The sequence below is a fragment of the Nitrosomonas sp. genome, assembly GCA_031316255.1.
In the GTDB taxonomy this organism is placed as follows: Bacteria; Pseudomonadota; Gammaproteobacteria; order Burkholderiales; family Nitrosomonadaceae; genus Nitrosomonas.
Genome location: JALDQW010000001.1, coordinates 1,768,996 through 1,791,673, shown reverse-complemented (window position 1 = coordinate 1,791,673; position 22,678 = coordinate 1,768,996). Strand labels below are relative to the sequence as shown.

General features: G+C 47.3%; 17 protein-coding genes. 8 read left to right on the top strand and 9 right to left on the bottom strand.

Annotated features, from left to right (window positions below):
* Window positions 1–25: 25 nt before the first annotated feature.
* A complete protein-coding gene (locus MRK00_07995; GenBank protein ID MDR4517312.1) occupies window positions 26–2,050 on the bottom strand; it encodes a TonB-dependent receptor in 2,025 nt (674 codons plus the stop codon).
* 475 nt (window positions 2,051–2,525) lie between these two features.
* Between MRK00_07995 and MRK00_07990 the strand changes: the two genes are divergently transcribed.
* The 4 genes from MRK00_07990 to MRK00_07975 all read left to right on the top strand — a co-directional run bounded on the left by MRK00_07990 (window position 2,526) and on the right by MRK00_07975 (window position 7,517).
* A complete protein-coding gene (locus tag MRK00_07990) occupies window positions 2,526–3,044 on the top strand; it encodes a YfiR family protein (GenBank protein ID MDR4517311.1) in 519 nt (172 codons plus the stop codon).
* Window positions 3,041–5,818: a response regulator gene (locus MRK00_07985; GenBank protein MDR4517310.1), complete on the top strand. Its 2,778-nt coding sequence runs from the start codon at window positions 3,041–3,043 to the stop codon at window positions 5,816–5,818. The genes MRK00_07990 and MRK00_07985 overlap by 4 nt, the downstream gene beginning before the upstream one ends.
* A gap of 112 nt (window positions 5,819–5,930) precedes the next feature.
* Window positions 5,931–7,109 (top strand): acetyl-CoA C-acyltransferase family protein, encoded by a 1,179-nt coding sequence (locus MRK00_07980; protein MDR4517309.1) that lies wholly within the window; start codon window positions 5,931–5,933, stop codon window positions 7,107–7,109.
* A gap of 21 nt (window positions 7,110–7,130) precedes the next feature.
* Window positions 7,131–7,517 carry a hypothetical protein gene (locus MRK00_07975; GenBank protein MDR4517308.1) on the top strand — a complete coding sequence of 129 codons (387 nt, stop codon included), beginning with the start codon at window positions 7,131–7,133 and terminating at the stop codon, window positions 7,515–7,517.
* An 18-nt stretch (window positions 7,518–7,535) separates the two neighbouring features.
* Here the strand turns inward: MRK00_07975 and MRK00_07970 are convergent, their stop codons facing one another.
* The 5 genes from MRK00_07970 to MRK00_07950 form a co-directional block, all read right to left on the bottom strand.
* Window positions 7,536–7,706 (bottom strand): DUF3330 domain-containing protein, encoded by a 171-nt coding sequence (locus tag MRK00_07970; protein ID MDR4517307.1) that lies wholly within the window; start codon window positions 7,704–7,706, stop codon window positions 7,536–7,538.
* 41 nt (window positions 7,707–7,747) lie between these two features.
* Window positions 7,748–8,419, bottom strand: a complete 672-nt coding sequence (locus tag MRK00_07965; GenBank protein ID MDR4517306.1) for a hypothetical protein — start codon at window positions 8,417–8,419, stop codon at window positions 7,748–7,750.
* Window positions 8,394–8,927, bottom strand: coding sequence for a universal stress protein (locus MRK00_07960; GenBank protein MDR4517305.1), 534 nt, complete (start codon window positions 8,925–8,927; stop codon window positions 8,394–8,396). The genes MRK00_07965 and MRK00_07960 overlap by 26 nt, the downstream gene beginning before the upstream one ends.
* A 166-nt stretch (window positions 8,928–9,093) precedes the next feature.
* On the bottom strand, window positions 9,094–10,632 hold the full coding sequence (locus MRK00_07955; GenBank protein ID MDR4517304.1) for a putative sulfate exporter family transporter: 1,539 nt from the start codon (window positions 10,630–10,632) through the stop codon (window positions 9,094–9,096).
* A 224-nt stretch (window positions 10,633–10,856) separates the two neighbouring features.
* Window positions 10,857–11,492 carry a hypothetical protein gene (locus MRK00_07950; protein ID MDR4517303.1) on the bottom strand — a complete coding sequence of 212 codons (636 nt, stop codon included), beginning with the start codon at window positions 11,490–11,492 and terminating at the stop codon, window positions 10,857–10,859.
* 145 nt (window positions 11,493–11,637) lie between these two features.
* Here MRK00_07950 and msrB point away from each other — a divergent pair, with 145 nt between their 5' ends.
* The 3 genes from msrB (at window position 11,638) to MRK00_07935 (ending at window position 13,965) form a co-directional block, all read left to right on the top strand.
* Window positions 11,638–12,114 (top strand): peptide-methionine (R)-S-oxide reductase MsrB, encoded by a 477-nt coding sequence (gene msrB, locus MRK00_07945; GenBank protein ID MDR4517302.1) that lies wholly within the window; start codon window positions 11,638–11,640, stop codon window positions 12,112–12,114.
* Entirely contained in the window at window positions 12,111–13,559 is a 1,449-nt protein-coding gene (gene nhaC / locus MRK00_07940; GenBank protein MDR4517301.1) for a Na+/H+ antiporter NhaC, read from the top strand. The genes msrB and nhaC overlap by 4 nt, the downstream gene beginning before the upstream one ends.
* Before the next feature lie 208 nt (window positions 13,560–13,767).
* A complete protein-coding gene (locus MRK00_07935) occupies window positions 13,768–13,965 on the top strand; it encodes a hypothetical protein (GenBank protein ID MDR4517300.1) in 198 nt (65 codons plus the stop codon).
* Window positions 13,966–14,173: 208 nt separating this feature from the next.
* Here MRK00_07935 and MRK00_07930 read toward each other — a convergent pair whose 3' ends face one another.
* The 3 genes from MRK00_07930 to MRK00_07920 form a co-directional block, all read right to left on the bottom strand.
* Window positions 14,174–15,472, bottom strand: a complete 1,299-nt coding sequence (locus MRK00_07930; protein MDR4517299.1) for a diguanylate cyclase — start codon at window positions 15,470–15,472, stop codon at window positions 14,174–14,176.
* A 145-nt stretch (window positions 15,473–15,617) separates the two neighbouring features.
* A complete protein-coding gene (locus MRK00_07925; protein MDR4517298.1) occupies window positions 15,618–16,817 on the bottom strand; it encodes an ISNCY family transposase in 1,200 nt (399 codons plus the stop codon).
* A 228-nt stretch (window positions 16,818–17,045) separates the two neighbouring features.
* Window positions 17,046–18,554 (bottom strand): NAD(P)H-hydrate dehydratase, encoded by a 1,509-nt coding sequence (locus MRK00_07920; protein MDR4517297.1) that lies wholly within the window; start codon window positions 18,552–18,554, stop codon window positions 17,046–17,048.
* 77 nt (window positions 18,555–18,631) lie between these two features.
* On the opposite strand from MRK00_07920, the gene purL reads away from it, so the two are divergent.
* Complete coding sequence (gene purL, locus MRK00_07915) at window positions 18,632–22,666, top strand: phosphoribosylformylglycinamidine synthase (protein ID MDR4517296.1); 4,035 nt, start codon at window positions 18,632–18,634, stop codon at window positions 22,664–22,666.
* The last annotated feature ends 12 nt before the right edge of the window (window positions 22,667–22,678 follow it).

The following is a 22,678-nucleotide window of genomic DNA, read 5'->3' as shown; positions in this document are numbered from 1 at the left end:
CAACCCTTCCGTTCTTTTATCGGTACTAAAAAGTGTACAGTATTCTGCCATAAATGCTTCGCGGTATTTGTGACGGGATGCCGTCAGTGGAATCAAATTCCTGATGTGTTTTATTGGTAACATTTTGTCCGACAACAGCGAGTTCCATCTTGCGGGACGGACGCCATGCCAATCTCAGGTCAAGACGTGCTTGTGTTTGTATATTACGCCCGGCCAAACTGTCGGTGTAATAAAAGTTGCTGTTCAACTCCAGATTATAAGGCAGCTGAATATCTGAACGTACCGAGAATTGATGACGCGGATCTGAATTCTCAAGAATGAATAACCGCTCCAGATCCGCTGTGCTGTTTTTGACATAGCGTCCGTCCAATTTGAACCAGGTATAACTCGATGCGAGTTGCCAAAAAGGAGTAACCTGCCATTTTGTCATGACCTCGGCGCCATAAGTATTTGCTTTTGCCAGATTGTCTACCGTGCTGAGAAACAGCAAATGCGGCAGGGGCATGGCTTCAAAAATCGGCCCGCTTCTCTCGCTTGTTCCCAGGTCGTCATAGAGGTTAAAAAATAATGCGGTGTCCACCGAAAAATGACGTGTCAGCAGACTGCGATAACCCATTTCGAATGCATTGATATTTTCAGAACGGAATTTTCGGTCGCCAAAGATGCCGAATAACAATGGCAATGAATTCGGGGTATCACCCGGCAAAGCCAGGAAATTGATGCGTATATCATGGCTTGAACGCGACGGAACACGGACCGCCCGGGAATAAGCAGCCCAAACAGAATGTTGATCATTGATTTCAAACAATAAACGCACATTCGGCTGATATTCGAATCCAGTAAAATCATTGTGTTCGATTTTGGTGCCAGCGGTAAAACGCAGTTTCTGCGTCAACTGTATTTCATCCTGTATAAATGCGTTAAACGTTTTGTAATGACGGCTTGACGGGGTGAAGGAAACCACGAAATCATTGCCCAGTTCATCGAGTACGCTGCGGTAACCTATACCCCAGACGACATCATGACTATTGAACAAACGGCGTTGATTCTGAATCTCGAGATCTACAGTATGCACCAGGTTGGTGCTGCCCAGGGCCTCGCGCTTGAAGTAGTCATAATAGGCTTGAACACGCCATTTATTATCATCCGAAACATATTTGTTCCAAAGAAAGACCAGATTTCCGGCCTGATAATTGATGGTATCCCTGAGAACGAGCGGTGCTGGCGGTGTTAATGAAGTCGAAGTGCCCAGTTGGCCGGCCGTGCCGACAGTATACCCGCCTTGCAGCATCCAGTCGCTGTTACGCGTCGAACTACCGTCGATACGGAAGCCTGTATTCAGGTTGCGCCATTGGTCATTGGCCGGCCCTAAATTTGATTGATCATGCAGTTGATCGTAGTTTTCGTGGTGGCGACCCTTGGCGTAGAGCCGGAAACTGGTGTCGTCATTGATTTTGCCGCCGACGCGTGCGGTCAGGTTCCGTTCCAGAGAGCCACCGATTAATGCGACAGTTGTACCCTGCGTATCGCGCGCATTTTTGGTAATAATATTGATGACGCCATTGACCGCATTTGCACCCCATAAAGCGCCGCCGGGTCCGCGGACAATTTCGATACGGTCGATATCCTCCAGCACCATATCGTGCATGTTCCAATAAACACCAGAAAATAACGGCGTATAGATTGTTCTGCCATCGACCATGACCAGTGTTTTTTGGGCAAAACGGTCGTTAAAGCCACGAATCGTCACAGCCCACTTGTTTGCGTCAATCTGGGCGACCTGCACACCTGGTACGCCGCGAAAAACATCGGGTAACGTCGTTGCGCCTGAACGGCGTATATCGTCCTGGGAAATGACGTGAATGGCTGAAGCCGACTTTAAAACAGATTGCGGTTTTTTACTCGTCGAAATAACTTTGACATTCAGCAGTTCTTCAAGATCGATTGCATAGATATCGTCACGTTTGTTTTGAGCGATGGCTGACTCTGGCAGCACTATCCACAGGAGAAGACAGAAAAATGCAAGCGTGAAGCGCCGATGGTACGCCATTACTATTAAACTATAGTCGGGTAAGCTACTGCTTCTGATTAAAATGGGAATTAATCGATAACATCTTGTGTTCTGATCGAGCTATAACGAGTTGTCCATGATTGTAAATGATATTTTTATATTAACCAATATAAAAATAGTGCTTGTTGTTCCGACCGTAAAGGTTCGACTGCGTGTCAGCTGGTTTTCTAAAACTGCTTCCGTCAATAGTTGATCCAAACGTCTAATGTGTTTGCAATTACAAAATGTGTTCGTCTGCACTACAGCTATTTGCTTTTATAAAATCGCAGAAGATCAAGTGTTATTGGCTATCATTAATATGATAGTATTTGCCGTGTGAAATTAATATCCAAGTGGATTTGGTGTAACGTAAGGACTACTGACACTTAATTTATAAGCGCAGTAAAAAATATTGTGATTCGTTCAGAATAGTGATGCATTTCTCTTTCATCATCCATCATTAAGCATGATAAAAGTGGCAAATATTTTGCGGATACTGATGATTCTGGGCGTCGTCTTTCTCAGTCAGAACATCAATGGCGAATCGCTGCCGGAATACCGTTTAAAAGCCGCTTTTGTATACAATTTTATTGCCTATACCGAATGGCCGAATGATCTTGGTTCCGATGTCAATCTTTGTCTGATAGGCAATCATCCTTTTGGTGATGAAATTGATTCACTGGATGGGCGTCATGTGAATCAATTTCAAGTTGCCGTAAAATTCAAAGCACTATCCGATGATTTTCTGGATTGTGAAGCGGTCTTCGTATCCAGTGACGCGATCAAATATTTACCGGAAATTCTTCAGAAACTCAACGACAACCCGGTACTGACTATTGCCGATACGGAAAGCGCAATTGATCGTGGAATTATGCTGAATATGAGAATTGCGCATGAAAAGTTATTTTTTGAAGCTAACCAAAAGAGTGCGCGAAATGCTGGCCTGATGCTGAGCGCCAGACTGCTCCGTTTGGCAGCCCGGGTATACCAATGAACAACGAAAATAATTCAAAAAAAATTGCTCAGTCAACGTTGAATGCGCGTTTATTGCGTATTGCCCGAATGACGTTAGGCATTACGCTGATTATCGTTGCGTTCGTGCTTGTTATTGGCAATTTTACGCTCAGTCTATTATCTTTGATCAATTCGAACGAATCCAGGGCAACCGCTTTTGCTGAAAATTTGGCCGCCTCACTGGTGTTCGATGATTCAGGATCAGCTCAGGAATTACTCAATTCATTGGCAAGCTCAGATGATGTATCTGTCGCGATTGTATTTACACAGGAACATCGGAGATTTGCCAGCTTTCAAACCAGACGGACTCTGTCTCCCGATACGTTTAACTTGCCTGCTCGGAATCTGGAAATCACCCTGCATCATATTAAGTTGGTGCAACCCATTCTTTTCCAGCAGGAAAAATATGGTTACTTTTATTTGGTTACGAGCTTGTCCGCGATTTACTGGCAAACTGCGTGGCTTGCGTTTATTATTTTTATTACCGCAGTAGTTGCCATGACGATCAGCCATATACTGTTGTACCGGTTAAATACGGCTGTCTTGATTCCATTAACCAAATTAAGTAACTTGATTACACAGGTTTCCGATAAAACCGATTTTAATATCCGCGCCGATCAAAGTTGCATCGTGGAACTGAATACGCTGGCCAATGGATTTAACCATATGCTGGAACAAATTGGTCACCGCGAAAAACGCCTGGCTGGACAAAGGGAACTGCTCGAAATTGAGGTTGCGGCAAGGACGGCGGAGCTGCTCACAGCCAAGGAAGCCGCCGAGGCGGCCAGTTCTGCAAAAAGTGAGTTTCTTGCAACCATGAGCCATGAAATCCGCACGCCGTTGAATGGCGTACTTGGAATGAATGAACTGTTGTTAAACAGCAATTTAAATCCGCAACAAAGGGTATGGGCTGAGTCCGTACAGTTATCCGGCCATCATTTGCTTGGCGTGATTAATGACATTCTTGATTTTTCAAAATTCGAGTCGGGTTATATGCTGTTGGAATCAACCGATTTTGATCTTGTGGGCCTTGTTGAAGAAGCTGTGGCAATGTTCGCGCAGCAAGCTAAAGACAAGAATCTGGAGCTGGCAGTACAATTTTTGCCGCCAAACACACCAATGAATTTGCGCGGCGATCCGTTCAGATTGAGACAGATCATCATTAATCTTATCAATAATGCAATCAAATTTACCCAAAAGGGGGAAGTCGTTGTACGAACGGCGATTGCGGGAGAAACAGAAAAACAATTAAAGATTCGATTATGTATAGAAGATACCGGTATTGGTATTGAGCCTCATGCGATAAAAAAAATCTTTGAGCATTTTTCACAAGCAGATGCCAGAACAACGCGCCAATATGGCGGAACAGGTCTTGGCCTGGCGATATGCAAACTGCTCGTTGAATTAATGCATGGTCAAATCTGGGTAGACAGCGTGCCAGGAAAAGGCTCGCGTTTCTATGTTGAACTGGAATTAGACAAAGCCCATAAACCTGTGGTCAATATTGCTGATAGTCAACTCTTCAAAGATGTATACGTACTCGTAGTTGACGATAACCGAACCAATCGGGAAATTCTGGTCAATCAACTGGCGAGCTGGAACATGCAAGTCTACTGCGCCCCCGGCGGAGCGGAAGCACTGCATATTATGAAACAGGCTGCCAAGGATCACATATTTTTCCGTCTGGCCATTCTGGACATGCATATGCCGGGCATGGATGGACTGGAATTGGCGCGTGCCATTCAATCGGATGCCCAATTTAGCCGGCCCAGCTTGATGATGTTGACATCAACGATGGAAGACAAGCTGGAGAGTAGTCCGGAAATAGATATTGAGCGTTTTATCCAAAAACCCATTCGGCAGAGTGATCTTTATAATGTAATTGCAAATATTTTAGCCGTTACACCTGCTCAATTGTCTGTTCAAGCAAAGTGTAAAATGTCGGAAGAGAAAAATCTGCAAGGCGTAGTGTTGCTAGCGGAAGATAACCCGGTTAACCAGCAGGTTGCATGTGCCATGCTGGAAAGTATGGGTTTGCAGATAGCGCTTGCTGTCAATGGACAGGAAGCGTATCAAATGGTGCAAAATAAGCGTTATGATCTGGTGTTTATGGATTGTCAAATGCCGGTTATGGATGGCTATGAAGCGACCAGGTTGATTCGGCAATTGCCGGATGAACGAGGCAATCTCTCGATCGTGGCATTGACAGCCAATGCATTGTCAGACGATCGGCAAAGGTGCCTTGATGTCGGAATGAATGATTTTTTGTCGAAACCTTTTTCATTGGCACAGTTGCGCGCCATACTGGAACGATGGCTGCCACAACATGGCAAAGGCGGCCAGGTGGAAACAGAAGGTGCTGCTGTCGCAGAACATGAATCATCTTTGACGGCTGATCGTATGGTGATTAACAGAGAAAAGCTGGCTGTATTGAGCGCGCTTGACACGAATGACGATAAGTATTTTTTAAAAAATGTTTTGTCGGTTTTTCAAACATCTGCGCCACGAACCTTGTCCCAATTGAATCAGGCTGTTGTTACCAGGGATGCCGAGACCATTAAACAGACTGCACATACGTTAAAATCCAGTGCAGCAAATATCGGCGCGGAGCAGTTGGCTTATTTATGTCAATGTATGGAAACAAGCGCCACCGAAAAACAATTGGATACTGCACAAAAATTAATGGGTACGCTTCAACATGAAGCTGACAAGGTGTTTAAAGAACTTCTACCGTTAATTGACGAAATGAAGTAGTCAGGAAATATGATACACGGTCTATTTTTTGGCAAGAAGTGGACAGTTATGATAAATACTCGTCAGAAACATAGACTGAATATCCAGTAGACGGAACGAATAGAGGAATTGCATGCGTGAAGTAGTTGTTCTCAGTGGTGTACGGACTGCAATCGGCGATTATGGCGGCGCACTGAAGGATTACGCGCCGGCAGATCTCGCCGCGAAGGTTGTCAATGAAGCCGTCAGGCGGTCTGCAGCCGATCCTGACGAAATCGGCCATGGAGTCTTTGGCAATGTCATTCACGGCGAAACGCGGGACATGTATTTGGCGCGTGTTGCCTGCATGAATGGCGGACTGCCCCAGCATACCGCGGCACTTACTGTAAATCGCTTGTGTGGCAGCGGCTTGCAGGCCATTATTTCAGCGAGCCAGTATATCCTGCTCAACGATACCGATGTTGCCGTCGCCGGCGGCGCTGAATCCATGAGCCGGGGCGGCTATCTGTTACCTTCACTGCGCTGGGGGCAGCGCATGCAAGACGGCGGCACAGTCGACATGATGGTGGGCGCATTGACAGACCCTTTTGAATATGTGCATATGGGAGTAACCGCAGAAAATATTGCACAGAAATGGCAGATTAACCGTGAAGAACAGGATGCGTATGCTGTTGAAAGCCACCGTCGCGCCATTCACGCGATTCATCAGGGTTATTTTAAAGATCAAATATTGCCTGTTGAAATTAAGACCCGTAAAGGAGAATTCATTTTCGATACCGACGAACATCCGCGCGAGAATGTCACTATGGAAGCATTGTCCAGACTGAATGCTGTATTCCAGAAGGGCGGTACAGTTACCGCAGGTAATGCGTCAGGTATTAACGACTGTGCTGCTGCGATTGTTTTAATGGATGGAAAAATGGCTGAGAAGCGTAATATGAACCCAGTAGCGCGTCTGGTTTCTTACGGTCACGCCGGTGTGGATCCACAATTTATGGGTATGGGGCCAGTTCCGGCAGTGCAGAAAGCACTTGAACGTGCATGCATTAATATAAACGATATTGATGTGGTTGAATCGAACGAGGCGTTTGCCGTACAGGCTTGTGCGGTAGCAAAAGAATTGCACTTCGATTCGGCCAGAACAAACCCTAACGGCGGAGCAGTTGCACTTGGGCATCCGATCGGTGCTACCGGTACAATATTGACGATCAAAGCAATTTATGAACTGCATCGCACAGGTGGGCGGTATGCGCTGGTAACGATGTGCATAGGCGGCGGTCAGGGTATTGCCGCAGTATTCGAACGCTTATAACAAATAATGGAGGTCAAGACGGTGAAATTACTTGTGTTATTGTTGTTACTGATATCGTCTCACAATGGATGGGCTGAAAGCGAGCAGCAAATTATTCAACTGGAAAAAGCGCTAATGCGTGTTCAACAGGACGCTCAGGCAACGCACCAGCAGTTCCTCATGATCCAGGAATTACGCCGCAATGAAGTACTGGGCTCTCCACTCGCCGATCTTCCCGGTGCAACTGCTGAGAGTACACCCATTCCAAAATATGAAGATATGATTCAACGTCAACAGGAAAGAAAAAATCGTATTGAGCAATATACTGCCGATTTGGACCAGCTTTATTCGCGTTTTCGGGCGCTGGAGGAAGAACGGCAACTGCTTATGGATCAAATTAACCAGCTTGAACAACAACCAACTGAATAGTGTTGCTGGAAAAACCTGCTAATCCTTTTTCTCGTTTTGTGCCTCCCATTTCGCAAAGCATTCAAGGCTGCAATAGTGCAGCACATAATCGCTGCCCTCCCCACTCTTGGCTTCTGAAGCCGGAATTTCTTTCAAGCAAACTTCGCAGGCAACAGTTTCCGGATCGACCGGCTTTAGCTTATCATTCATGATCATTTCCTCGTTGAGATACTATCTGTCGATTGAATGCTTTATACAGTATATTCCAAAAAATAAACAACCGCTCCCAGCATGATCAGGGCCAGCTCAAAGAAAGCCACCCAGAACAGGATTGCAGTTATACGGCGCCCCATCGGTTTCATGGGTTGCCACAGATAACGCATATACCAGCGCCATAACCCGAAGCGTGACCATTTCTGCCAGTTGATCAAATAGCGTTGTATATCATTTGCCCAGACGGTGATACTCTTGTCCACACGATGCAATTGTTGTTTGCGTTCGATCTCGGGTATGCCATTATAAAAATCAGTAATAGTTAATTTTGACTGATTTTTAAAAGATTCATCGTATGGGTTGGACATCGATTCAATCATAAAAGTTGTACGGTTTTTCAGGCCTTGCGCGTAATCAATCTGAATACCTTCCGCTAATTGTTGGGTGGTAAAAGTCAGTTCAAATTCAAACGGTGGTTGCTGGCTGATATTTTGCCCCCTGAAGTAATACCGGTTGGCGCCTATTTGTTGCCACTCCCTGAAATTGAGCATGGGATTGATGCGAAACATCCGTTCAATATCCTGACAAAACAGTTTGAGTTCTGTTGCGTTCAGTGGGGTTTGGACAATAGCCCAGGCGGCGTCCTGGTTGTCCGCTTTATTTGATGTGCCTATGGTGTTGAGTCTAACCGGTTTTTTCGGTACTGGCATGTGTTACACCGCCTTCTTTTGGGTACGGCACGATCAACACAGCGGTGCGTGTGACGTGCATTATTTTTTTTGTCAGCATAGTGGAACGCAATCCGGACAAGCCGGGTATTTTGCCAGGACGTGGCGAACCGATGACAAGCAGATCGTATGTTTGTTGTGTTAAATAATGCAGCAGGGCATCATCCGGTTTTCCAAACAGAATAACCCGATTATAGTTTAACGCTTGCGCAGCGACCTTTTGGTTCAAGCGGTCGCACTGTTGATCGACTTCCTGTTCCAGCTCTGTTTGCAGATATGCGCGAAACTGATCACGGGTTGCGCCGTTATTAAGCCAGTCATCGCCTGTCATATGCTGCCAGAATTCGGGGACAACGATAAGATGGTCGATTGTTCCCGCTTTCGCACAAACGTGCAAGGCCATGTTTTCAGCAGCCATGGCGCCTGTTGTGCCATGGCTGGCAAGCAAAATATGTTTGAAAGGATTGCAGTCCGCGGATTCTGATGCCAAGGCGCGTGAGCCTCAATAGAAGAAGTAGATCGCCATAGCCAGAATAAATGCCAGAATGAGCGCGACGGCATCTTCCTTGCGATCGCTGCCAAAAATGGATAATGCCGACCCACGTTCAAAGGTTTTAATTTCCTTGTTTTGCATGGTACGCCTTAAATGTATATTGTTATACAGTTTCACTAATGAGCAGCATGACCACGATCAGTGATAACGCGGCTTTGATAAACCCCACTATGCCGCCTATAATGGCGGGTTCGCCACCGGCCTGTTTCATTGCACTTACCGTAATCTGCATACCAAGACCGACCAGGCCAAATGCAAATAACCAGGTAATCCATTGCCGGAAAGCTTCTATTTTTTTTGCGGTGTGCCGTACAGCTTTATGTGCGGCAGTCAGGATTTCATTGGCTTCATCAGACAGGATTCTCGCGTTAATGATGCGCCGAACGGCATTATCATCGTCTATGGACATGATTTTTCCATTTTCGATTAATCGTTCCAGCGCCTTGCGCTCATCGGTTTGTTCGATATTACTGATCTGTACACTGAGCAGCCGGACTTGTCCGGGTTTCAGGAGATTTTCCATCTCAAATCCCTGCTCTGGCGTATTGCCAAAATACTTGCCCTGATAATGACTTGCCGGAGCAAAGATTCCTGTCGTTGACAGTGCAAACATCAGGATGAAGCCCAGCACAAAAACGGGAAATTTAGTGATGACGACGTGCCCGACATTTACCTGTGCTGTTGAAGCAGTGCCTTCTTTTTTGACATACCAGATAGCCAGCCACAATACGACAACCGGAAGAATCAGTACCCGGGTGATATTGAAGATTTCGGCAACCATTAAAGTTTCAATACCGTCGGGCTGAAATGCCAATGCTGCGCCTGCAACCTGTGCTGAATTCAGGATACCGGTACCCGCCCATGCGCCGAATTGCACATAACTCATATCCAGCAAATGGCCAATAATCGGGAATACGAACATGCATCCAACGCCCCATAGTAAAATGGTGCCTATCGTATACGCGATTTCTACCGGTTTGGCTTGTACGACAGGGGCTACAGCGACTGTTGCAGATACCCCGCATACGCCCATGCCTGCCGATAAAACCCCGCCCATTGAATTGGAAATATTGCGCCGTGATCCTATCCATAAAACAATGCCAACTGATCCCAGTACAAAAAAACCGATCATGACAATGGAAAGACCGCCAAGGTTTTTCAACTCAGCCGCGCTGTAGAGTGCACCGAGAAGAATGACGCCTGTTTTGAGTCCAAGACGGGATAAACGTATGCCGTTCTTTGCCCATTCCGGAATTTTGAAAACATTGACAATGATGATGCCGGTAACAATGCCTAGAACGACATAGTTGAGTCCGAACAATTCGTGTATATATTTTCCGGTGCCGCCAATTTCGCCGTAGTTAACACTAATTACCGCGATCTGTGGCGCAATAAACCAGCGTATCAGCATGGTAATGAAAAGAATCAGCATTCCTCCGGCAATTGTGGACGAGTAATAGTCCAAATGACCTTCTTTATGCGAACCGAGCCAATGCCAACATCCTGTAAGGACAGCAACTGTTCCGAAGTATAAAGGCAACGTGTTGAGTTCATCAAGGTATTGATACGCCTTGCCGGAGGCAAGATATTCCAGTAGCGGGTTCAATAAACCGGTGTCCGCAGAATACCAGATTGCGAGCATTGAAAGACCAATGATTAAAAGAGCGGGGCTTTTCTGGGTGTAAATCATGTTAATTTACAGATAAGCTATTTTTTCGGAATCATGTAAATCAGTATGTTGTGGATTCAAGTAAAAAATCTAAAAAATAAAACGATCAAATCACTCGGAACAACGTCGCTTTCTATCGAAATGGACGCGCTAATCTCCTAAACTGTGGCGCAACGCCAATTTACAAACGGCAAATGCTAATGCCATTTGTTAATTCTTTTTAATTGATTCCTGAGTCCTTGCAATGGAAAGCCCCGTTCATAGGCTTTTTTTGCATAAAGCAGTGCTTTATCGTAGTCTTTCTTCTTGAAATAAAGTAAGCCCAAGTTATAGCTTGTCGTTGGATTGCCTGGTTCAATTTCTGCAGCAAACTGCAGTTGTTCCAATGCCAAATCCAGCTTGTTGATTTTTAATAAGTGACTGCTGAATATGCTGCGCACCATAGCATCATCCGGCCTAAAGCGAACAGCCCTGTCAAAATAACATAATGCTGAATAACTCGCGCCGGGGGGCTGCGGCTTTTTATCTCTTAATGATAATCTGCTCATGGCATCAAGCGCGCGATGGTGGTTTGGGAAAACCTTTAAAACAAAATCAATATCTTGACCAACGAGCCCTGTTGAACCAGAAATTAATTGTTCGACTTCTTTAGTAAAATGATGCGACTCCACCATTTTTAAAGTTCCACTGATGTTGGAATCCCTGTAATCATGGGGCCCATTCGTGTGCCACAAGTCTCCGCATACTGGAGATGCCAAAAGCATATTTGTTTTTAGCAAAAATACCAGACTGAAGATCGTCGCCAAGAGAAATTGAATACTTTTTACATTCATATGAATTTAAAACGATAGAAATACGGTTACGCAGCCAACAACTCACACCGGAATACTATAATAATGGAAACGCGAATTACATAATATTGCCATTAAATTGATTGCACTTACAATAAATAATCTATATCGATAAAAGAAATCCGACATGAACGACTTAAACCGCCAATATGCGCTTTCCGAGAAAAATTTATTAAAACAGAAAGAAAAACTGACCGCTTTGCAATTTCAGGTTACCCAGAATGCCGGCACCGAACCGCCGTTCCAGAATGCGTTCTGGAACAACAAGGACACGGGGATTTATGTTGACATCGTCTCAGGTGAACCGCTGTTCGCATCCATTCATAAATTTGACTCGGGTACCGGTTGGCCAAGTTTTTACCGTCCAATCAATTCGCATTTTATCCAGCAAAAACCTGATCATACCTTATTGATGCAACGCACGGAAGTGCGTAGCCGTTATGCGAACAGTCATCTGGGGCATGTGTTTGATGATGGGCCACCACCTACGGGACTGCGCTACTGCATCAATTCTGCATCTCTGAAATTCATCCCGAAAGATGACTTGCAAGCGGCGGGTTACGGCGAATATGCCGCCTTGTTTGACGAGCAGAAAAATAAATGACGCAAACGCCACAAAAAATATCAAATAGCGAAAAACAGCTTGAAGCACTATTAGCGGATAAGCGTTTACCGTCATTCATCCACGCCATGATCTGTTTTCTGGGTGTGTTTGCAATGATTTCACTGGGCCTGTTCGTACTTCAAGCAAGTTTGCACGCGATCATTTTTCTCACGCTGATCTGGGGCGCCATTCAGGCATCCTGGCTGGGACATTCGTTCATTGCCATCCGGCAGATGATGAGTCAAGGTATTTATAAGGCCCTGCCCGCGATATATATTTTTTTGCTGATTGGCATGGTTATCGCCAGTTATATGCAAAGTGGTACGGTCGCAAGCCTACTCTACTACGGTATAGATTTGCTCAATCCCGTGATTTTCCTGCCTGTTGGACTGATTTTATGCAGTTTTATGTCAGTTGCAACCGGCACGTCATGGGGAACCGTCGGTACTGTCGGTGTCGTGTTGATGGGGATTGGCGAAACAATGGGCATTCCGTTGCCAATTGTGGCCGGCATGGTGATTTCCGGAGCCACGTTTGGCGACAAATTGTCGCCAATATCAGATACCACGAATCTTGCGGCCATGAGCGCGGATACCAATCTTTACCGTCATATCCAGTCCATGCTCTATACCACAACCCCCACATTCCTGATTGTACTGGGTCTGTTTGTTTTGCTGGGCATGCAATACACCGAAAATATGCTGCCCAGAGCGCATATCGAAGAAATCAGGGTTGCATTGGCCGGCGGCTATCTACTGAATCCATGGATTACTTTATTACCATTAATTGTGATGTTTGGTCTGAGCGTTAAACGCTATTCTCCGGAAGTCAGCATGTCCATGAGTATTTTGCTCGCAATGCTGATCGCTATTGTTTACCAGGAAAAAAATGGCGTTGATGTGTTGAACACGCTCTGGCTGAATACCGATGGCACAACCGGTATTGAAAATATTGATGCACTACTTGGACGCGGCGGTATGTACAGTATGGCATGGACATTATTGCTGTCGATCATGGCGCTGGCATTGGGCGGTATTTTGCATCATGCCGGATTTCTGCGCGTTTTGCTGGTCAATATTATCGTGCATATCAAACGCGTCAGTACACTGATCGCGGCAACCATTGCTGCAGGTTTTGCCAGTAATATCGCCATGGGTGAGGCATATATCTCCATCATTCTGAATTGCCAGTTATTTAAGGGCTTTTATGATGAAAAAGGTTTGGATAAGGCCGTGCTGTCGCGTTCCGTGGAAGAAGGCGCGACACTGACCACAGCACTGATACCCTGGACAACCACAGGCACTTTTTATGCCGCAACTCTGGGAATAGCAACATTGGAATACGCACCGTACGCGTTGCTGAATATATTGAATCCGTTCGTTTCGATAGTCATGGCTTTTGTGGGCATCGGTCTAATGCAAAACAAACTGCACACAAAACCATGAAATCAGACTGTTACGTCCATGATCGCAATAATTAATTGTCCGCTCGGAAGGGATAATAATCATCGTTCTTGTATGTTTAGTTTATTTCAGTATATACTTCTGAGCTGGCTGTTTTTTTATAAATCAAGATATAGATATTAATAATAACAATAGATTGTATAAATTATTTACATAACTTATAAATATTCGATAATTACTAGGAGATGCAATGAAATTTTCAGTTATATACGCAGCACTACTTGCACTTATTTTATCAGGTTGCGGCAGCTTGTTTGACGCTGCAGATATGGGCGATCCAAATCTGGTTGATCAAGAATGCGAATTCGGAATTGATGGTAATGGTAACTGTCTGGCAGAAGGCGTAGATCCACGTCCTTATGGCGGAACCAGCAAACCAGGTCACTAATTGTAGCCTTTAATAGCCAAAACTGGCCTCTTTAATTGAGGTAAACAAAACCGCCCGTCGAGGCGGTTTTTTTATTTCAGTAAACAGGCGAAATATACACCGTCAATTAATCCATACCAGATTGGTGCCTAAAACAATTCAATACATCCATCCGTGATTGAAACAAAATCCGCCATTTCAATTGCAAGCGATTTAGCGATTTAGCGGTTTAGCTGCTTTCTACCCGGTTGCGTCCCATTTTCTTCGCACTATAGAGCGCTTCGTCCGCTGCCTTGAGCAGAAATCCGGACACGTCATCTTTTTGGGGAGTTATTGCGCATACGCCCAGGCTAATTGTGACCACATCCGAAATTTCGGATAATTCAAATTTCAATTTGAGTGCCTGGATTCTTTCGCGGCATTCTTCAGCCAATTGAATCGCGTCCTTTAATTCTGTTTCTGGTAATAACAGCACAAATTCTTCTCCACCACATCGGGCAACCATGTCTTTGGGGCGTTTGGCTACGAGCGCCAACGTTTTGGCGACTGTTTTCAGACAGTTGTCACCTTGTTGGTGACCGTAAAAATCGTTATAAATTTTAAAAAAATCGACATCGATCATAATTAACGAAAGCGGTTTCTGGTTTCGTCTTGCCTGTTTCCATTCCCGACTTAGGGCGTCGTCGAAAGAACGTCTGTTAGCAATATCAGTCAGTGCGTCTTTAAACGATAAATTTTCCAATTCCTGGTTTAATTGGAGCAATTTGTTCTGTGTAAGCTTGAGTTGCTGAGTGTGAAGCCTGGTTTTGCTAAAAAAGTAAGTTAACGAAAAAATACCGATAATCCAAAGAAATCCGTAGCTCATATAGATATAGCTTAAAGATTCTTTCTTGGCATTTAAGTAGGGTGTCATGGGAACCGCAACTCCCAGCGCACCGCTAAGATCGCCTTCCTTATAGTTTTGACTGGCGTGACAATGCAGGCATTCAGCTGTTATGAACAGTGGAATCATCAAGCGAAGATGCGGGGTGTCGCCTATGTTTACGACTTCTTTTTTGCTCAGCGCACCGTTCTTAAATGCGTTCAGTGCGCTCAATTCCCATTGATCGGGCATATTCTGCTCTGGATTAAGCAGAATCTCAGGAAAAGCGGTTACTTTACTTTTGGGCACAGGTAATTCGTTATATTCATTCATCACCTGAGTAAGTATATGCACAGGATTGATCAATGTGAGTTTTCTTCCTGATGGGGTAATGATATCCCGGTCGGAAATGTGAGAAAGCAGTGGGTTTGGTTTAACATGTTTACTTCTCGGTACATAAACTCCGCCATGAGAAGTACCCCAGCGCCGCAGTGCAATGTCTCTGTAAATGTATGCCTGAGCCACATTGGATGCCAACTCGACTGATTGCCTTTGTGCACTTTGATAATTCCATAACATGGACATGAAAATAATGGTTGTCCATACTGTGATCGTAATGATCAGCCACAATGCGTAGTTATGCTGTTTTGTTTCTGTTGCGGTCATCGGGTTGCTTGTGTATGAAATAGCGTAAAAAAAATTTTTAAGTTCTCTATTTAAGGAGATTTGTTGTCAACAAATAGAATTGTCCGGTTTTATAGCAAATAAACTGTCCGCTTTGCAATTAAACGCAGTGAACTCCTCTCGATGTTCATTGCGAAGCTGTGGCGGCGGATTTACGCAACAGCTTTTCATCATGTTTTATTTCCTGGCCTGCTTTATCGTACTGGGCAATTTTCCGCGGCCCATGCAAGATCGCTAACTTGCCGTCGGGATAGCGCAGTACTGTCACCTTGGCCTTCACGTAATGACACCGATGTTGATTGGCAGGAATTTGCAGCTTCAAGTTGTTGAAGCTGACGCAATTGTCATGACCCACGACACGCTCATGACGCTCGCACAGGAAATCCTCAATTTCTCCACCGATCCAGGGTACAAATGCTGATCCATCTACCGCAGCAGGCTGCTTGAATTCATCGTTAAAAGCAGGCATATAGACTTCCTGCAGATAACGGTTTGCCGTTTCCATGTCGGCGATGCCTGCCAGCGCCAGTTCCTTGGGTAAACGTTCTTGATGGGTGCGGAACATGCGCTCACTGCGTCCACGCGCCTGTGGCGAGTAGGCCGCGATCATTTCAATTCCGAGCCGCTTCATGGCTTGTCCAAACTGCGTAAGATTATGTTTGTCTACTTTGCCACCAGCCTCTGGTGTATGCCAGTAGTGACTGCCTCGGTCTGAATAAAAGGAACAGAACAATCCTTGCTTCTCTATCACCGCCTGAACGCCTCTGAAGCTGCTGGCAGTGCCTTCTTCCTGAACAAAAAACATCGAGTAATGTTCACTGGTTGCATCGTCCATAGTGACGATTAAATCCCATTTCTGATTGGCTACCCATTCATGGGTGCTGCCATCCTGATGAATCATCATTCCGGTCAGTGGTGAGCGTTCACGACGTTTTCGATGCGCGCCACGCTTTGATGTACGTTTGATCAACCCAGCTTCTTGTAACCGGCTCTTAACCCACGTATAACTGCGTGTGCCACCGTCCTTGCAATACCATGCATGAAAATGCCTGGCATTCCAGCCAGAATAACGGTTGCGATACTGTTCCGTTAAACGCATCACTTCATCCACTGGCGCACAGCGGTGCGATGCCTGGGTCAGCCGCTTGTCCAATAACGCATCCAGACCACCTTCGTCGTATTTGTTCATGTAGCGCCGAAATGTGCGATCACATACACCAAGCAGCTTTGCTGCTTCGTCTTGCGTGATACTCCCACTTTTATAATTCCCATAGGCTTCCTCAAATCTCATCTTCCGTGTCTCCTGTAGCCATTCTGTCCGTTTCATCCTTGTCCCTCCTGGGACTAAGATAATCCGGACAAATCATTTGCTACATACCCGGACAGTTTATTTGTTCTCTACACCGTAGGGCAGTGTATTGTTTGTCCGCGTGAGCAAGAAATGCCGGCCTGCCAGTCAAACGGCATTAGCCATGCTGGATGCGGGCTTTGTGGCGAGCTTGGATGTTTTTTCCATGAATAAATGGTGATAGCGTTTTCAAAGAAGTATCCTTTCTCATTCGTAAATCCATGTATTCAGCAGCAATCGTGCAGCAGAAATGATTTCTGATGCCGTCATTCCGACAGGCCCGTGATGTTGTTTAAGCAATTCATCCGCCGCTGCGCCGTGGAGATAGACTGCCAGCAGCAGTGCATCTTGCGGCTTTTGTCCCTGCGCAATCAATGCGCCGATCATGCCAGCAAGAACATCACCTGTCCCGGCGCTGCTCAGACCCGGATTACCGCTGGTGTTAAAAAAACATGTGCCGTCCGGCGTCGCACAGATACTGCCTGCGCCTTTAAGTACGATCAGGCAATTGAATTTTTCCGATAGTTTTGATGCGGCATCGATGCGATTACTTTGTACAGTCGACACATTCGTGTCCAATAAGCGCGCTGCTTCAGCGGGGTGCGGAGTCAGCACGGTGGGGACATCGCGTTGTTTGAGTTTTCTGGCCAATTCGCTGTGAAAGGCAATATGGTTAAGCGCGTCGGCATCCAGAACCAGGGAGAAATCGCTGTCAAGCGCACGTTCCACCCAGCCATAGGTTGATTCGTTCATGGCCATTCCCGGACCGGCAATCAGGCAATGAACTGTGCTTAATTCGAATAATTCCGATGGCGAGCGCAGCATTAATTCCGGATGCAGCAGATCGATTTCGGGTGCAGATACAACCAGCATGCCCAGATAAACCCGTCCGGCGCCAAGATATAACGCTGCCCGTCCAGCCAGCAAGGCCGCGCCAATCATGCCGGAATTGCCGCCCAGAATGGCGACGTTGCCAAAGCTGCCTTTGTGGCTGTTGGCCGGGCGCGGCGGCAACAGTACAGAATCAACCAGTTTCCGGTTGATAACCCACGCCCGGGGTGGTTGTATGGATGCCGCGTCAAGATCGAGACCGCAAACAATGATTTCACCGCAACACTGTGGCCCGTACTGGGTCAGAATGCCGGGTTTAAATCCAATAAAAGTAACGGTAACCGTAGCGTTGATAGCCGCGCCATAAATATCGCCATTATCGCTGCTGAGTCCGGAAGGGATATCAAGCGACAGCACGGGACACTGCAGTGTGTTGACGGTGTTAATCCAATCCAGATACTGACCAGCAAGCGGCCGGTCCCGTTTCAATCCGATACCGAATATGCCGTCGATAACCAGATCCCAGTTTTCGTTATCCGGCATGTCCGGCTGGATTTCTCCCAGATTATCCAGCCAGGCGAGTCTGGCCTTTTTGGCATCCGTTGGCAGGCGATCTGAATCTGCACAAAAAACGACTGTGACAGCATGGTGCCATTGCTTCAGATAGCGTGCCGCGACAAAAGCATCGCCGCCATTGTTGCCGGGACCGGCCAAAACCAGAACGCGCATGGCACTTTCCATGGTGCTGGCGAATCTTTCTCTGGCAACTTCAGCTGCTGCGCGGCCTGCTTTCTCCATTAAATCAGGCGGATTAGGCTGGGCAAATGCCGTCTGTTCAATTTTTCGTATTTCTTCGGTTAGAAAAACCGGATCGCGTGTATTCATCATCTGGACTGTGCGGTGTGAACGGAATAACTTGTTTCTCGTGTAAAATGGCATTTTTGATCATGATATTTTTACCGATGCTTAGATTCTGCGGCGGCAACGCGTTTTCCTCTTTCAGGCTGGACAAGCTGGCGAACGCGCTTAGCGCAATAAAGATACAAGTGTCTCATATTTACACAGAATATTGGTATTTCTGTGCAGTCAGCCAGCCATTGACCGATCAAGAAACGACAGTACTCGAAAAACTGTTGAATAGTTGTCCGCCGCAAAATTCAGTGGATACGGGCGCGATGTTTTTTCTCGTTATTCCACGTCCCGGAACAATTTCACCCTGGTCCAGCAAGGCGACGGATATTGCCCGCCACTGTGGACTGAATGTCATTGAGCGTATTGAACGCGGGATTGCCTACACGTTTAAAACGGATCTGCCGCTTTCTGCCGAGCAGCAGCAAGCGTTACAGTCAGTATTGCATGATCGCATGACTGAGACGGTTGTGCAGTCATTTGACGCGGCGGAGCGGCTGTTCCATCATTTTGCGCCGCAGCCATTGAGAATTATCGATCTTCAATCGGATGGTCCGCAGGCGCTGGAAAAAGCCAATACCGAAATGGGGCTGGCATTATCGGCAGATGAAATCGATTATCTTGCCTATCATTTCAAACAGGCCGGACGCAATCCGACGGATGTGGAACTCATGATGTTTGCACAGGCAAATTCCGAACACTGCCGCCACAAAATTTTCAATGCCAGCTGGATTATCGACGGTCAGGCGCAAAACCAGTCGCTTTTTGCCATGATTCGCAATACGCACAGACACAATCCGCAAGGCACGCTCGTCGCCTATGCGGATAATGCGAGTATTGTTGAAGGTGCCAAAATTGCGCGTTTTTATCCTGGAAGAAATAATGTTTATTCGTATCAACAGGAGCAGACGCATTGGCTCATGAAGGTGGAAACACATAATCATCCGACCGCGATTTCACCGTTTCCGGGCGCTGCTACCGGTGTCGGCGGCGAAATACGCGATGAAGGTGCTACCGGCCGCGGCGCCAAGCCGAAGGCCGGACTGACCGGATTTTCGGTATCCAATCTGAATATTCCGGATTTCAGGCAACCCTGGGAATACAGCGATGCCGATCAACAAGCCACCTATGGCAAGCCCGCTCGTATTGCATCCGCCCTGCAGATTATGCTCGAAGGTCCTATCGGAGGGGCTGCGTTTAATAATGAATTTGGCCGTCCGAATCTGGCGGGTTATTTCCGAACCTATGAGGAAAATGTCGCCGGAGAAATGCGCGGTTACCACAAACCGATCATGCTCGCCGGTGGGATCGGACAAATCGCTGCAAACCATATCCGTAAAGAGAAATTTCCGGCCGGTTCACTGTTGATTCAACTGGGTGGGCCCGGTATGTTGATTGGACTTGGTGGCGGTGCGGCTTCAAGTATGGATACCGGAGTGAATGTGGAAGCACTCGATTTTGATTCGGTTCAGCGCGGCAATCCGGAAATGCAACGCCGTGCGCAGGAAGTCATCGACCGGTGCTGGCAAATGGAACGCAGCGGAGCGGAAAACCCCATTTTGTTTATTCACGATGTTGGCGCGGGCGGCTTGTCGAATGCCTTTCCCGAACTGGTTCATGATTCGGGCCGCGGCGGGCGAGTCAATCTGCGTGCTGTACCTTCTGAAGAGCCGGGCATGTCGCCGATGCAGATCTGGAGCAATGAGGCGCAGGAACGCTATGTGCTGGCCATCCGTCCCGAGTCGCTTGCATTATTCCGGGAAATCTGCGCGCGCGAACGCTGTCCCTTTGCCGTTGTCGGGGAAGCAACAGCGGAAGACCGACTTGTTGTTGCCGATGAAGACTACGCATCCGCAGCGCCCCCGGTCGATATGGCGCTGTCGGTATTGCTCGGCAAGCCGCCCAAAATGACGCGGCAAGTTGAGCATCGCAGTCAATTATTGCCGGCTCTGGATATCCATACAATTGATTTAAAAGATGCAGTCTACAGGCTATTGCGATTACCAGCGGTAGCAGATAAAACCTTTCTGATCAGTATTGGCGATCGCAGCGTGGGCGGCATGACAGCGCGCGACCAGATGGTTGGTCCGTGGCAAATACCGGTTGCCGATGTGGCGGTTACCATGATGGGGTACCAGACCTATTTCGGCGAAGCTTTCTCCATCGGCGAGCGCACACCGCTGGCGCTGATCGATTCCGCCGCAGCGGCGCGCATGGCGGTTGGCGAAGCAATTACCAATATTGCCGCGGCCGCTATTCAGCAACTCGGTGATGTCAAGTTGTCCGCCAACTGGATGGCCGCAGCCGGACATCCTGGAGAAGATGCCGGTTTGTTTGACGCGGTGCATGCCGTTGGCATGGAACTGTGTCCGCAATTGGGTATCAGCATTCCGGTGGGCAAAGATTCCATGTCGATGAAAACAACCTGGCAGGAAAATGACGAACAAACCGGCGAAAGAATCGGCAAGGCAGTCACGGCGCCAGTGTCGTTAATCATATCGGCTTTTTCCAGAGTCAGCGATGTCCAGCGCACGTTAACGCCGCAGTTGCGCACCGATTGCGGCGAGACTGAACTTGTCCTGATCGACCTGGGACGTGGAAAAAACCGCATGGGTGGATCGGCGCTGGCACAGGTCTATAAACAGATCGGCAATGAAGCACCGGATATCGACGGGCAATCGGGCGCTGAAAAACTCAAGGCATTTTTTACCGTTATCCAGCAGCTCAACAAAGCGGATGCAATACTGGCTTATCATGACCGTTCGGATGGCGGATTGTTCGCAGCCGTATGCGAAATGATGTTTGCCGGTCATGTGGGAGTTACCGTCAATCTGGATCAGCTCTGCTTCGATGCAATGTCCAGCGATATCGACGGGGCAGAACTGCACGCTGCGCAGTTAAGCGGCCGTTCAATGGAACGGTTATTCGCGGTATTGTTTAATGAAGAATTGGGCGCAGTCCTACAGATCGAGGTCCGGAAGCGTACGTTCGTTATGAACACACTGGCTGAAGCCGGTTTGCGCGACACGAGTTTTATCATCGGACAGCTCAATGCGGCGGACGAACTGCGCCTGATGCGCAACAACAAGCCTGTTCTGGCTGAAACACGCGTTGACCTGCAACGCGCCTGGTCGGAAACGTCCTATCAGTTGCAAGCGCTGCGAGACAATCCGGCCTGCGCCCGGCAGGAATATGAGCGCATTCTGGATGACAATGATCCGGGGTTGCATGTTACGCTTGGTTTCGATACAGAAGATAATCCTGCCACGCCATTTCTGCGTGCTCGTTCCCGTCCGGGCATCGCGATTCTGCGCGAACAGGGTGTCAATGGTCATGTGGAAATGGCGGCTGCATTCGACCGCGCGGGGTTTTCGGCGATCGATGTGCATATGAGCGATATCATTAGCGGAAAGGTAACGCTCAACGACTTTAAAGGCATCGCTGCGTGCGGTGGTTTTTCTTACGGCGATGTGCTTGGCGCCGGTGAAGGATGGGCGAAGTCGATTTTGTTCAATTCGCGCGCACGCGATGCGTTTGAGGCGTTCTTTCAGCGTACAGACACGTTTGCACTGGGCGTCTGTAACGGTTGCCAGATGATGAGCAATCTGCGCGAAATCATTCCTGGTGCTGAACACTGGCCGCGCTTTGTGCGTAATCTTTCGGAACAATTTGAAGCGCGCTTTGTCATGGTAGAAGTACAGGGAAGTCCATCGATACTGTTTGAAGGCATGACCGGCAGCCGTATGCCGATTACTGTGGCGCATGGCGAAGGGCGCACGGATTTCGGCAGCCAGAAGCTGGCGGAGAGCAGTGCGCTGGTTACTTTGCGTTATGTCGACAACCGGGGACAGGTTACTGAAACCTATCCGGGTAATCCGAACGGTTCGCCGCACGGGATTACCGGCATGACAACGCCGGATGGACGGTTCAATATATTGATGCCGCATCCGGAACGCGTTTTCCGCATTGCGCAGCATTCGTGGTACCCCCCCGAATCAAGCGATTCGGGCCGGCGCGTTCGGACAAAGACACGTGAAGACGCGCCCTGGATACGTCTTTTCAGAAATGCCCGCAAATGGATAGGATAATGATAAAAATAT